This is a genomic window from Flavisolibacter nicotianae (assembly GCF_003628535.1).
GTDB classification, from domain to species: Bacteria; Bacteroidota; Bacteroidia; order Chitinophagales; family Chitinophagaceae; genus Flavisolibacter; species Flavisolibacter nicotianae.
On record NZ_RBCI01000003.1, the window covers coordinates 553,989 to 567,575 of the forward strand.

Sequence of the window (13,587 nt, forward strand, 5' to 3'; positions counted from 1 at the left end):
GAAAAGCGGTTAGATCGGTCCCGGGCACTTAATACGGAAGCACTTCCAGCGCCAGTTTCCATGCCTTGCCTTCACGGCGCCAGATGCGTAAATAACTGTCTTCTTTGCCGTCGATTACCGAGGTTCCGTATACATAACCCAGGTCGCCGCTTTTTGAAATGCCGGTGCCGGCCTGCTGGTATACAATTGATGCCGGCATTGCATCGACCAGTTTGTCAACGTCCTTGCGTTCGGTGATGGGCAGGTGGCCATTGCGTGTCAGCAGAAACGCCTGTTTGCTGACAACGGCGGCATAGCCTTTCGCCCTGTTGCCTGTTTCTTTGGTTTGTTGGATAAAATCGTTTTCCGCTTTTTGCAAATCCTCCGCCGTGCCGGCTGTGAAGGGAACTGGTTCCTCCTTAAAATGGAAAGTGGCTTTCGCAAAATCGGGTGTGTTGCTGATACCCATGTCCAGCAAAAATTTCCATTCGCCCTGCGAATTCTTGTGCCACACGGAATTGAACTGGCCTCTTGCCACCACGCTGTCGCTGCTGGTTCTGGGTTGAAAGGTCCAGGGGCCGGTGGTGAAGCCAAGATCTCCGGCTGCTGCCATGAAACCGTAAACAGGATGCCAGTTGAGGATTCCCGGGCGGTCCTGCTTTTTGTTCCAGGCGGCGATGGCATTCACTGCCTTGCCGCGTTCAAACACCAACCCGGCGCTGTCGGCATAATGTAGAAAAGCAGCTTTTGTTCCCTGCTGCACGGAAAAGGCGGCAAAATTTCTTTCTGCCTGGAGCAGGTCGGCAGTCGATTGCTGCGCACGGGAAAGAGAGGAAAATGCAGTCAGGAAGAAGATCGAAAAAAAATAGTTCATGCGACCATCGTTTGTTCTGGTAAAAATAACCGGGCCGTATAACGAGCATCGTTAACTCCCATTACATTTGTTCTTTCAAACATAAAGAATGAGAAAGAGTATCATTGCTTTTCTGTTGTTAATTGTGACAAGCGGTTTTGCCCAGTCTCCTGCCAGGCCCAAGCTGGTAGTAGGAATTGTGGTCGACCAAATGCGCTGGGATTATCTCCTGCGGTTTGCCGATCGCTATGGAGCCGGGGGCTTTAAGCGGCTCATGGGTGAAGGCTTTAGTTGCGACAACACCTTTATTCCGTACACACCAACGTACACGGCGCCGGGTCATACCTGCGTGTACACCGGCAGCGTGCCCGCCCTGCACGGCATCGTGGGCAACAACTGGTACGATAAGTTCAGCCGCCAGGTTGTTTACTGTACCGACGATACAACGGTTCGCAGCGTTGGCAGTAACTCGGTCGCCGGCGAGATGTCGCCGCGAAATATGTTTGCAACGACGGTGACAGACGAATTGCGGCTGAGCAACAATTTTAAAAGCAAGACCATTGGCATTGCACTGAAAGACCGCGGTGCCATTCTGCCGGCCGGGCATGCGGCCAGTGCCGCCTATTGGTTTGACGATGCAACAGGCGGATGGATCACCAGCACCTATTACATGAAAGCCCTGCCCAAATGGATGCAGCAGCTCAATGCAAAAAAGCTTCCGGATGCGTACATGGCCAAAAGCTGGAAAACGCTTTATCCGATCGATACCTATGTGCAAAGCACGTCCGATACCAAGCCCTACGAAGGCACATTGCCGGGTGGTGGAAATTATTTCGAGCACCGCACCGATACATTCAAAACTTACCGTTATTCGGCGTTTCGTGTGACGCCATATGGCAATTCGTTCACGGCCGACGCAGCTAAGGCCGCGATTGAAGGAGAGGACCTCGGTGCAAGAGGCGTAACGGATTTTCTTGCTGTCAGTTTTTCCTCGCCTGATTATATCGGCCACACCTTCGGTCCCAACTCCATCGAAGTGGAAGATACCTACCTCCGTCTCGATAAGGACCTGGCAGATTTCTTCACGTATCTCGATACCAAAATCGGCAAGGGGCAGTACCTGCTTTTCCTGACGGCCGATCACGGCGTGGCACAAAGCGTCGGCTTTGCCGAGGAGAACAAGATCCCCGCCGGCCTTTCCAATACCGTTGCCATGCAAAAGCTGTTGAACGATGGCCTGCAAAAGGAATTCGGTCCCGGCAATTACATCGCCAGCCTGATCAACTACCAGGTTTTTTTGAACAATGAATTTATTCAATCACGAAAACTGAACAGGGATGCCATCAAGAAATCGGTGATGGAAAACCTGCTGAACGACCCCGGCGTGGAAAGAGTGGTGGACCTTGAAAACCTGGCGGGCGCCAACCTGCCGCAAAAACTGGCGATGATGCTGGTCAACGGGTATAACCAGAAACTGAGCGGTGATTTGCAAATTATTTATCGTCCGCAATGGTTTGAAGGATTTTCCCGGGGTACTACCCATGGTTCGTGGAACCCGTACGACTCACACATTCCGCTGCTTTGGTACGGTTGGGGAATCAAACAGGGCCGTTCGAGCCGGGAAGTTTACATGACAGATATTGCTCCCACCGTTGCCTCGCTGCTGGATATCCAAATGCCTAATGCGAGCATTGGAACGGTCATCGGCGAAGTAAAAAAATAACTGCCTGCACCGGTTTCAACCGGGCCTCTAACCAGGCACAAATTCCTGCTTTTGTACGACACGAAAATCCTCCGCCAGTCATTTGACGGGGGATTTTTCTTTTGCCTGGACAGCAATTGGGTCGCCTTGTTCGGGGGAGCAGCGTGTATATTCGTTCCATGCAATCTGTTCTCGTCACCGGTGCCAATGGCTTTGTTGGTTACTACCTCGTTCAGCAACTGCTTCAGAAAGGCTTCACCGTTTTTGCCACCGGCAAAGGCGACAACCGGCTTCCGTTCACCGACCCGAATTTCCGGTATCTCCCGATGGATTATACAGAGGAAGAAAGGATTGCCGCCGTTTTTTCGGCCGTCGAACCACAGGTCGTGGTGCATTGCGGCGCCATTTCCAAACCGGACGAATGCGAACAGGATAAAGAAACAGCATTTCGGTGCAACGTCACTGCTACCCGGCAACTGCTTTCTGCTGCGGCCCGCTACGGCAGCCATTTTATTTTTCTGTCGACCGATTTTGTATTCAGTGGTGAAAAAGGTTTTTACAATGAAGGCGATGAACGCGGTCCGGTGAACTATTACGGCGAAACAAAACGGCTTGCCGAAGACGAGGTGATGAATTACCCGGCTCGCTGGGCGATTGCACGCACGGTCCTCGTATACGGCAAAACATTTTCGGGCAGGGAAAACATTGTGACCAACGCTGCCCGTTCGCTGCAGCAGGGAAAAGCGATGAAGATTTTCAACGACCAGGTACGAACGCCAACCTATGTCGAAGACCTGGCCTGGGGACTTGTAGCAATCATTGAAAAAGGCGCTACCGGCATTTTTCACCTTTCCGGCGAAGACGTACGAACGCCCTACGATATTGTGATAGAAACCGCCCGGTTGCTTGGATACGACAGTTCTTTGGTGATTCCTGTCCGGGCCGAAGAGTTTGCACAACCGGCGCGGCGACCCGCAAAGACAGGTTTTGCGATTGCCAAGGCAAAAAAGGAACTTGGCTTCCGGCCCATTTCCTTCAGCGAAGGTTTGAAACGGACCTTCGGTCGTTAATTAATGCCGCTTGTTGTAGGCTTTTTCTCCCGCCCGGATGGGCACAGCCAGCCTGTTTTCCCTGGGTGGAATCGGACAGTTGTACTTGCCGCTGACATAGGCACAATACGGGTTGTAGGCCTTGTTGAAATCCAGAACAACCGTGCCGTTTTGAATGTCGGTGGTTGAAAGGTCAATGTAACGGCCGCCTTCGTAGGTTTCTGTTCCGGTGGTGGCATCGGTGAAGGGAAGGAAAAGATAATTTTTGTATTGCTCATTCGGCAGCAGGTCCTGCGACTGGTACACATTCAGGCGGAGCGGTCTGCCCGCCAGTTGGAACGATAGCGTGCCGTAAAGCCGAAAGACCTTGGTGATTTTTCCCGACGTGGGAAAGGTGATCCATTGACTGCTGCCGGATTTTTGAAACTGCGCATTCGTGCGAAAATCTTTGCTCACAGGATAAAACTGCAGATCCTTGCGATCTTCACCTCTCACCACTTCATGTGTGCCTACATAATTCTTTAAAAATGCGGTCATGGAATCTTTATAGGTTGCCTGGGCAAAAGCACTGAAGGACACATAAAGAATGGGGAGAAAAACAAAGTGTTTCATGGTCGTTTGAACGTTGTTCGGTTAATGCTCCAAAACTGTACAAGTGCCCGTGAAGATGGACAAAAGCCTTTCAGTTCCAGGTTTGCCATCTGGTGTTTCTCGTCTCACGATCATCAACTCATCATCAGCACGTTCACGCTGCGTTGCAGGATGTTGAAGGCGATTTCCGCCATCAGGTTCTCTTTGTCGAGGGTAGGATTGACTTCGGTGATCTCAACACAACAGACCTTGCGGTTTTGCATTAGTTTGCTTACCAGGTCTTCGGCTTCGCGTTCCCGGAGGCCATTGCTTACCGGCGTGCCGGTCCCTCTTGTCAGCGAAGAGTCGAGACTGTCCACGTCAAAAGAAACATAGATGTCGGTGCAGTCGCTGAAATAACGGGTAATGGACCGCACGATATTTTCCACCCCCTTGCTACGCACCTCTTTGGTGGTGATCACCTTCATGCCGTATTTGTCGATCAGGTGCTTTTCTTCCTTCTCGTAATCCCGAAGGGAAATGTACAGCACGTCTTCGGGTAGTACTTTGGGAGCGATCTTGCCAATCTGCTTCAGGTAGTTCCACTGTTTGGCAGTTTCGGGATCCAGGTCGTGCACCGCGCATTCCCTGTTGTCTTCGTTGATGGCGGCGGCCAGCGGCATGCCGTGCATATTGCCCGACGGCGTGGTATAGGGCGTGTGCAGGTCGGCATGCGCATCGATCCAGATCACACCCAGTTTGCTTTTGGGTTTGGCCATTTTGATCCCGGCAATGGTGCCGCCGGAAATGCTGTGGTCTCCGCTGAGCACCACGGGAAAAAAGTTGGATTTGATGGTTTCCTGCACGGCCTTGCTCACTTTATCGTACATGGCCACGATGCCTTTGATGCGTTTGGCATACGGTGATTCGATGGGTTCGTAAAGAAGCTTGTTTTCGGACGGGATTTTTTCGGAAGGAAAATGGATAAAAAAACTGCTCATGAAATCCAGCGCCGCAATTTTGATCGCTTCAATTCCAAGTGAAGCACCACGGGTTCCGGCGCCGATTTCCGAAGGGACTTCAATAATCTTTATGTTCTTCATACAGCGAGTTTACGTCAGCCGATCCACCGTTCTGGTCTCTGTATGCCGAAGATAGGCGAAGACCAGCGAGGGGCAAAATAGCAAAAGCCGTAACTGTACGAACGGCGGCAGAATGCTGTTGACCACCGGAATGAATTACCGCAGCAACCGCAGCGTGATAAATAAAATGATCAGCAGAATCCCAATAAGTGATGCTATGAAAAGGAAATCCGCGGTGGTTTCGAGTGTTTGTGATTTTTTTGGATGGGACGAGCGGATCGAGAAAAAAGACAAAATGCTGGAAAGGGATAAGCAAATTGCAACCAGGGCCGTAAATTCATCGATGCTGCTGGTTTCTGATATGTTGGTAATATGGAACGACGTGATCACGAAAAGACAGAACCCCAAGAGGTTTACGGAGGTGTTCAGGATGTGCTCTGATGTATTTTTTGCCATGGGACAATGATTGAGTACCGTACAAAACGTTTAACGCAGCGACCAATGGAATGAAGGTAAAGGTTTTGCAAAATGTATTTTTCCGGTCAAATGGCACACGCCATAACAGCCGGAAAGCTCAATATCTACAATAGAATATCCTTCTCCTGTCTCGGCACAGGATCATCATTCCCGCATAAAAGCCGCTGGTAAAAGTCAACGGCTGGATGCTTGTTTCAACAAAAGATCTTTCGGGATAGGATACGTCTCTTCCGCCTGGTTCTCCCAGCGGGATAGGGCTGGGTTTATTCATGCGTTGCCAGAACCGGCACATCTGCTTCGTACACCAGTTTGCGGGTATTGGTCCCTCTCACCAGGTAATTAAAGAAACTGTGTTTGCGGGGGAAGGTCAGCACCATGTCGATGTTTTTGTCGGCTATAAAGCGGCGCAGGGATTCGTGAAAACCGTAGGTTTTGATAAAGTGGAAGTCCGGTTTGTAGTCGGCAAACATTTCTTCAAGGGCAGCTTTCTGGGCACAGTATTCTTCGTCGAGGGTAATGTATAGATTGCTGTTCACATTGACGATGTGCAAAGAGGGCTTGAACATCTCCAGGATTTTTTTTACGTGCGACACCGGGATCGAGTCCCGCACTTTGCGAAAGTCGCAGGCAAGCGCCACGTTTTTTACTTCATGGAAGGTGAAACCCGGCGGGATAACCAGTACCGGGCAAATGTTTTGCGCAATCATTTGCAGCGAAAAGCTTTCGGCCACGATCTTGGTGCGGGCCGTAACGGCCATCACCAGAAGGTCGGCATCTTCGAAGCGGGAAAGGCGGCAAAGGTTGTTGATAAAATTGTCGCCCTGCTCGGCTTTGCACACCACATTGACCTCGTATTTGTACGCATAGCTTTCTTTTAACCACTCCAGGTTTTTGTACGCCAGCGAGGCCTCACCCTCATCGCGGTACATGTGGTACAAAAGAATGGTGACGTTGGTCCGGCCGCGGAATAGTTGGGCCGTGAATTCGGCTGCATTCAGCGACACATCGGAGAAATCAACAGGTACAATCGCTTTCATTTTCGTTGGTTTTTGTTGAAACGAAGATGCCCCGGATGCCATTTTTCACCAATGAAGTTCAGCGTGCAAAAAACTGATTTTGATCATTTATCGGCGCGAAAGCCGGCCCAAAACAGGCTCCGGCCGCGGTTGTTAAAGGCCCGCATTTATTGCCCGCAAAGGTTATATTTGCTGCCTTCTAAAAACTGAAAGAGTGCGATTAAAATCTTTAGAGATCAAGGGGTTTAAAAGTTTTGCCGATAAAACCCAGGTGAATTTCGACGAAAATATCACCGGGATCGTGGGCCCGAACGGTTGCGGGAAAAGCAACATCGTGGACAGCATCCGCTGGGTGATCGGCGAACAGAAAATCTCCCATCTCCGGTCCGAAAACCTGGAAAGCCTGGTGTTTAACGGCTCCAAAACCCGCAGTGCCAGTGGACTGGCCGAGGTGAGCCTCACCTTTGAAAACACCAAAAACCTCCTGCCCACAGAATTCAGCACCATCACCATCACCCGGAAGTTTTACAAAAACGGGGAAAGCGAATACCGCCTGAACGATGTACAGTGCCGCCTGAAAGACATTCAAAATCTGTTCATGGATACGGGGGTTTCTACCGACAGCTACGCCATCATCGAGCTGGGAATGGTGGATGACCTGATCAAGGATAAGGACAACAGCCGCCGCCGCATGCTCGAACAGGCTGCCGGTATTTCTATTTATAAGACCCGGAAAAAAGAAGCCAGGCAAAAGCTGGATGCCACCGAGCAGGACCTGGCGCGGATCGAGGACCTGCTGTTCGAGATCAACAACCAGTTGAAGACCCTGGAGAACCAGGCGAAAAAAGCGCAGAAGTATTACGAGATCAAAAAAGAATACCGCGAGATCAGCATCGAGCTGGCCAAAGCGGCGCTGGAAGGATTTAACCTGACCTACAAAGACCTGAACGAAAAGCACGAAACCGAAACCGACAAGCGCATTGCCCTCGAGGCGGAAATTGCAACCTCGGAAGCCGGGATTGAACAGGAGAGAGTAGGCTTTATCGAAAAAGAGCGGGAGTTGCATTCGCTGCAACAGTCGTTCAACGAACTGGTGCAAACCCTGCGTACGAAAGAAAACGAAAAGAACCTTGCCACGCAGCGCCTTCAATACCTGCGGGAGCGGGAAGAAAACCTGTCGCAGTTCCTAAGCCGTGCCGAAGGCCAGATGACAGGGATCGAAGAAAGCATCGCCTTTACCCAAAAGCAAATTGGGGAGGAAGAAGAGGTGCTGAAAGGGCTGAACAAGCAGTTGGAAGAACTGCGCACCCAGGTCGATGCCCGCCGCGCCGTGGTAGACGAAAAGCGGTCAGTGGTCAACCAGCTACGCTCTTCGTACCAGCAGGTGCAGCGCAGCCAGTTTGACGCCGAGAAAAAAGTGGCCGTTGCGGACACGTCGATCCAAAACCTGCAACGCACCATCTGGCACATGGAAGAAGACAAGGCGAACCGGGAAGACCAGATTGCGCAATTGCAAAAAGACAAGGGAGCGAAAGAAGAGCAGCTGTCGGCGAAGCAAACCGATTTGGAACAACTTCAAACGCATCATAACAATACCAAAGAGCAGATCCTGAAAACCCAGGGTGTGCTGGAAACGCTGCGGGCCAATCTTGCACAGGAGAACCGCAAGCTCGATGCAAAAAAGAACGAGCATGACCTACTGAAAAGCCTCGTTGATAAAATGGAAGGCTACCCGGAAAGCGTCAAGTTCCTGCACAACAACAAGGGCTGGAACCACACGGCTCCGATTCTTTCCGATATCATCTATGTAAAAGAAGAATACCGTGCAGCAGTGGAAAATGTGCTGGAGCCCTACCTGAACTACTACGTGGTCAATAACCTACAGGAAGGATTGCAGGCCGTGCACCTGCTGGACAATGCAAAAAAAGGCAAGGCAAACTTTTTTTTGCTGGATAAAGTAGCCGGTGCCGCCTCCGATGCACACCAGCCGGAAGGCACCACAGCCGCCATGGATGTGATCGAAGTGGATGAGCAATACCGTCCGCTGGCCGAGCAGTTGCTGCACAACGTGTTTATTGCCGACGATGAATCGGTGCTGGAAAACAGCAACGGCGCCGTTATACTTGAAAAGCACGGCAAATATGTAAAAGGATCCTACACGCTGAGTGGCGGTAGCGTAGGACTGTTTGAAGGGAAAAAGATCGGCCGTGCAAAGAACCTGGAAAAGCTTCGCGACCAGATTGCAGCGCAGCAGGCTGTTGTAGCGGAACTGAACGCCGAGATCCAGGCAAGGCACAACGAAGTGATTGCCTACAATGCCGATTTGAAAGAAGGCGTTATCCGGCAAACGGAACGAGAAATCCAGCAACTCAACAACGAGTTGTATGGTTTGCAAAACAAGCTGGAGAACCTGCAACATTCGCAGGCGACGTCGCAGAACCGCATCGAAGAACTGAACGAGCAGTTGGAAAATACCAACCTGTCCATTCAAAATGTACGCAACGAACTGACCGAGTTGAATGCTTCGCTGTCGGAATATGCCGAAGGCCTGCAAAAAGCAGAAGAAGATTACCGGTCTATCGAAGTGGAATACAGTACGCTGAATACGCAGTACAACAACCTGAACCTGCAGGTTACCCGTGAGCAAAGCAAGATTGCCAGCCTGAAACAGGAGTTGCAGTTCAAGAGCAACCAGTTGAACGACCTGCGTACGCAGGTGGAAACCAATACCTCGCAGTTAAAGCTCACGGCGGAAGACATTGTTCAGTCGGACGAAGCATTAAAAGAACTGGAAGAAGGTTTGTATGGACTGATGCGCAGAAGGGAAGCCGAGGAAAGTGCGCTGAACGAGGCCGACCAGTTCTATTACAACCTGCGCAACCAGTTGAGCACAAAAGAAAGTGCCCTGCGCCAGAAGGTAAAAGAAAAAGAAAGCATCGAGCACCTGCTCACGGAGATCAAGGATAAGCTGACAGACGTGAAACTGCAACTGGCCGGGATGAAGGAGCGACTGAATGTTGAATTCAGGATCGTGCTGGAAGATATTCTCGATGAGCCCCGCACCACCAACACGCCGGTGGAAGAACTGCAGGAGAAGTCGGATAAAATGAAAAAGCGGCTGGAGAACCTGGGCGAAGTCAATCCCACGGCCATCGAAGCATTTGAAGAGATGCGCAAGCGCTACGAATTTATCGTGGAGCAAAAGAATGACCTGGTGAATGCCAAGCAAAGCCTGATGCAAACCATTGCCGAAGTGGAGACAACCGCCAACCAGAAGTTTCTCGACACCTTTAACCAGGTGCGGGAAAACTTCATCAAAGTGTTCAAGGCGCTGTTCACCGAAGACGACCAGTGCGACCTGATTTTGGAAAATCCCGACAACCTTGCGGAAACCGGCATCGACATCATGGCGAAGCCCAAGGGGAAACGTCCAAGCAGCATCGGGCAATTGAGCGGGGGAGAACGTACACTGACGGCAACGGCACTATTATTTGCCATTTACCTGATCAAGCCGGCGCCATTTTGTATCCTCGACGAGGTAGATGCGCCACTGGACGATGCCAACGTGGGCAAGTTTACCAAAATGATCCGGGAGTTCAGCAACAACTCGCAGTTCATTATCGTCACGCACAACAAGACAACGATGAGCGCCGTGGACGTGATCTATGGTGTAACGATGCAGGAGCCTGGCGTGAGCCGGCTGGTGCCGGTGGATTTTAGAAGCCTGAACTAGCGAGTGGCGAGTCTCCATTAAAGTCATAGAATTCTTACAATACAAAAAACCTCCTGAGCTACAGGAGGTTTTTTATTGAAGGAAAAGATTTTACCGAGAGGCTACTTGCCACTCGCCATGCACTACTCGCTTTTTGAGAATTTATAAATCGTTTTTGAGCTAAACGTTTGCCCTGCCACCAAAATGGTATTGGGAAAAGAAGGTTCGTTTGGCGAGTTGGGAAAATGCTGTGTTTCGAGGCAAAAGCTGGTGCGGTAACTGTTGGGTAACGTAGCATTATCAAAGTTTGCGGAAAAAAGCTGCACACCCGGTTCTTCGGTAAAGGTTTCCATCACGATGCCGCTTTTGTCGCCGATGGCCGTGGCGGCCAGGCTGAGGCGGTTTGGCTCTTCTTTGTTCAATACAAAATTGTGATCGTAGCCGCCGCCAATTTTTATCTGTTTTTCATCATTGTCAATGTCTCTTCCGATCGGCTTTGACGACCTGAAATCAAAGGCCGTTCCTGCCACCGGTTCAATGCCGGTCGGGATCAGCGTTTCATCAACGGGGGTGTAATGATCGGCATTGATCTGCAGTTGGTGGTTCTTCGCTGTGCCGCCGCCATTGAGGTTAAAGTAGGCATGATTGGTCAAATTAACCGGGGTCGCTGCATCGGTTGTTGCCCGGTACACAATTTCCAATGCATCATCCTCGGTCGTAGTGAAGGTGACCGTTGCATCCAGGTTGCCGGGATAGCCTTCTTCGCCGTCTTTGGAATGGTAGCGCAGGGAGATGCTGTTTTCTTTTTGCTCCGTAATTTCCCATACCTGGTTGTGAAAGCCATTGGGACCGCCATGCAGGTGATTGGGACCGTTGTTGACGGGCAGCGTGTAAATCTCTTCATGCAGTTTGAATTCGCCGTTTTTGATCCGGTTTCCATAGCGGCCGATAGTAGCCCCGTGATAACAGACCGGCGGCACAAAATAGTCTTCGATCTTGCCGAAGCTTACGATCACATGCACGTCGTTGTATACCAGGTTGACCAGCCGTGCACCGAAATTACTGATGGCTGCACGCAGGTTTTTTCTGTTCTGGATGGATACGAGTTTGATTTCTTTCCCTGCAATTGTCGTTTCAAAGTTTTTGGCATCCATAATGCTTCCAGTTGGGTTTAACGTTTCCAAAGGCAAATCAGGAAAAGATAGGAGAGAATTGCAAAACTTCCTTTTCACATCCCACGTTTTACCTGCCTTACCTTTGTCGTTCAAATATACTCAGGCTTGAAGCATCTAAAGGCACTCAACAAATATTTCTGGAAGTATCGCGTTCGCCTGTCCATTGGCGTTCTCTTCATTATCATCTCCAACTATTTCGGTGTGCTGGCGCCGCAGATCACGGGTTTTATCCTCGACTTTGTGCAACGCCACCTGCCTGGCTACAAGCCGAGAGCAAAGCAGCCTTCCTACGATATCGTCGTGCAAAAATTCATTCATTGGATCGAGGGCCTGCAGTACACACCCATCCAGATCGTTCTGATCTGCGGGATTGTGATCCTGGCGACAGCCCTGGTCCGCGGCTTTTTTATGTTCCTCATGCGCCAGACCATCATTGTGATGAGCCGCCATATAGAGTACGACCAGAAGAACGAAGTCTACGAACACTACCAAAAGCTTGATGCAACATTTTATAAAACGCATAGCACGGGAGACCTGATGAGCCGCATGGCGGAAGACGTAAGCCGGGTACGCATGTTTACGGGGCCGGCCATTATGTATTTTATCAACCTGGCAACACTCATTTCCATGAGTGTTTACTTTATGCTGAAGCGGGATGTGGAACTGACCTTGTATGTGCTGTCGCCGCTGCCCATCCTTGCCGCCACCATCTATTTTGTCAACACCATTATTCATCGCAAAAGCGAAGCGGTGCAGGCTGCTCTCGGGCAGTTGACCACCACCGCCCAGCAGGCCTATTCGGGTATCCGGGTGATCAAGTCCTTTGTGCAGGAAGATGCCATGCAACGGGCTTTTGAAGACAGCAGCGAAAAGTATCGCAGCGGGGCTGTGGGACTGGCCAAGGTTGAAGCTCTTTACTTTCCTTCCATGACTCTGCTGATCGGCCTGAGTACGCTGCTCACGATCATGATTGGCGGTATTTACTATCTCAATGGCAACAAAGACATCGGCCTTGATACGATCGTTGAATTTGTTATTTACATCAACATGCTTACGTTCCCGGTGAGTGCCATCGGCTGGACGGCGAGCATGATGCAACGCGGGGCGGCGTCGCAAAAACGGCTGAATGAATTCCTGGAAACCAGGCCCCAGATCCAGGATGCAGCCGGCTCCGAAGCACGCAGTCTTAACGGTGACATCAAGCTGCAAAACGTTTCGTTTACCTATTCTCATACCGGCATCGAGGCCATCAAAAATTTATCGCTTCATATCCGGCCGGGTGAACGTGTGGCCGTCGTTGGTAGAACCGGCAGCGGCAAGACAACGCTTGCCCAACTCATTCTTCGTCTTTACGAAGCCACCGAGGGCGCCGTGTTACTGGATGATGTGGCAATTGAGCGGATACAGTTGGATAGCCTGCGCAACCAAATGAGCTATGTGCCCCAGGATGGTTTTCTTTTCAGCGACAGCATTGCCAACAATATTTCTTTCGGTACCCGCTGGCATGACCCGGAAAAAGTTCGGCAGGCAGCGCAACTGGCGGCCGTGGCCAAAGACATTGAAGGGTTTGCCAAAGGCTACGAAACAGAGATCGGCGAAAGAGGTGTGACGCTGAGCGGTGGGCAAAAGCAACGCATTTCGATTGCCCGTGCTTTGCTTAAAGAAGCGCCTGTGATGATCTTCGACGACTGCCTCAGTGCCGTGGATGCCCGGACCGAAAAAGAGATCATCACCAACCTGACCGGCTACCTCCGGGGCAAGACAGCGGTGTTCATTACCCACAGGGTGTTTAACCTGTTTGGCTTCGATAAAATTGTTGTGCTGGATGAAGGCGAATTAAAGGAAATCGGAACCCACCAGGACCTGATGGAACTGCGTGGATTGTATTACCAAATGTACCAGCGACAACTGCAGGAAGAAGAGGCGGAATAAAAATTTTCACAAATTTGGCTGTTCGGAAAATGCAATTATA

Annotated in this window: 10 protein-coding genes; 5 read left to right on the forward strand and 5 right to left on the reverse strand. The window is 50.7% G+C overall.

The genetic code is table 11. From position 1 onward, the window contains the following. Positions 1-28: 28 nt before the first annotated feature. A complete protein-coding gene (locus D6024_RS10795) occupies positions 29-853 on the reverse strand; it encodes a nuclear transport factor 2 family protein (protein ID WP_121354597.1) in 825 nt (274 codons plus the stop codon). 88 nt (positions 854-941) lie between these two features. Here D6024_RS10795 and pafA point away from each other — a divergent pair, with 88 nt between their 5' ends. Continuing rightward, complete coding sequence (pafA, locus tag D6024_RS10800; RefSeq protein ID WP_121354598.1) at positions 942-2,555, forward strand: alkaline phosphatase PafA; 1,614 nt, start codon at positions 942-944, stop codon at positions 2,553-2,555. 158 nt (positions 2,556-2,713) lie between these two features. Next, positions 2,714-3,604 carry an SDR family oxidoreductase gene (locus D6024_RS10805; protein WP_121354599.1) on the forward strand — a complete coding sequence of 297 codons (891 nt, stop codon included), beginning with the start codon at positions 2,714-2,716 and terminating at the stop codon, positions 3,602-3,604. Here D6024_RS10805 and D6024_RS10810 read toward each other — a convergent pair whose 3' ends face one another. Continuing rightward, positions 3,605-4,195: a DUF1684 domain-containing protein gene (locus D6024_RS10810; protein WP_121354600.1), complete on the reverse strand. Its 591-nt coding sequence runs from the start codon at positions 4,193-4,195 to the stop codon at positions 3,605-3,607. A 113-nt stretch (positions 4,196-4,308) separates the two neighbouring features. Next, positions 4,309-5,256, reverse strand: a complete 948-nt coding sequence (locus D6024_RS10815; RefSeq protein WP_121354601.1) for an arginase — start codon at positions 5,254-5,256, stop codon at positions 4,309-4,311. Between the two features lie 112 nt (positions 5,257-5,368). Between D6024_RS10815 and D6024_RS26665 the strand changes: the two genes are divergently transcribed. Beyond that, positions 5,369-5,701 (forward strand): hypothetical protein, encoded by a 333-nt coding sequence (locus D6024_RS26665; RefSeq protein ID WP_162944691.1) that lies wholly within the window; start codon positions 5,369-5,371, stop codon positions 5,699-5,701. A 274-nt stretch (positions 5,702-5,975) separates the two neighbouring features. On the opposite strand, the gene D6024_RS10825 is transcribed toward D6024_RS26665, so the two are convergent. Further along, entirely contained in the window at positions 5,976-6,749 is a 774-nt protein-coding gene (locus D6024_RS10825; RefSeq protein WP_162944693.1) for a universal stress protein, read from the reverse strand. 193 nt (positions 6,750-6,942) lie between these two features. Here D6024_RS10825 and smc point away from each other — a divergent pair, with 193 nt between their 5' ends. Beyond that, the gene (smc, locus tag D6024_RS10830) at positions 6,943-10,461 is read left to right on the forward strand and encodes a chromosome segregation protein SMC (protein ID WP_121354604.1); all 3,519 of its coding nucleotides are present in this window, start codon (positions 6,943-6,945) and stop codon (positions 10,459-10,461) included. 122 nt (positions 10,462-10,583) lie between these two features. Here the strand turns inward: smc and D6024_RS10835 are convergent, their stop codons facing one another. Then, complete coding sequence (locus D6024_RS10835) at positions 10,584-11,594, reverse strand: aldose epimerase family protein (protein WP_121354605.1); 1,011 nt, start codon at positions 11,592-11,594, stop codon at positions 10,584-10,586. A gap of 126 nt (positions 11,595-11,720) precedes the next feature. Here D6024_RS10835 and D6024_RS10840 point away from each other — a divergent pair, with 126 nt between their 5' ends. Continuing rightward, complete coding sequence (locus tag D6024_RS10840) at positions 11,721-13,547, forward strand: ABC transporter ATP-binding protein (protein ID WP_121354606.1); 1,827 nt, start codon at positions 11,721-11,723, stop codon at positions 13,545-13,547. Positions 13,548-13,587: the final 40 nt, after the last annotated feature.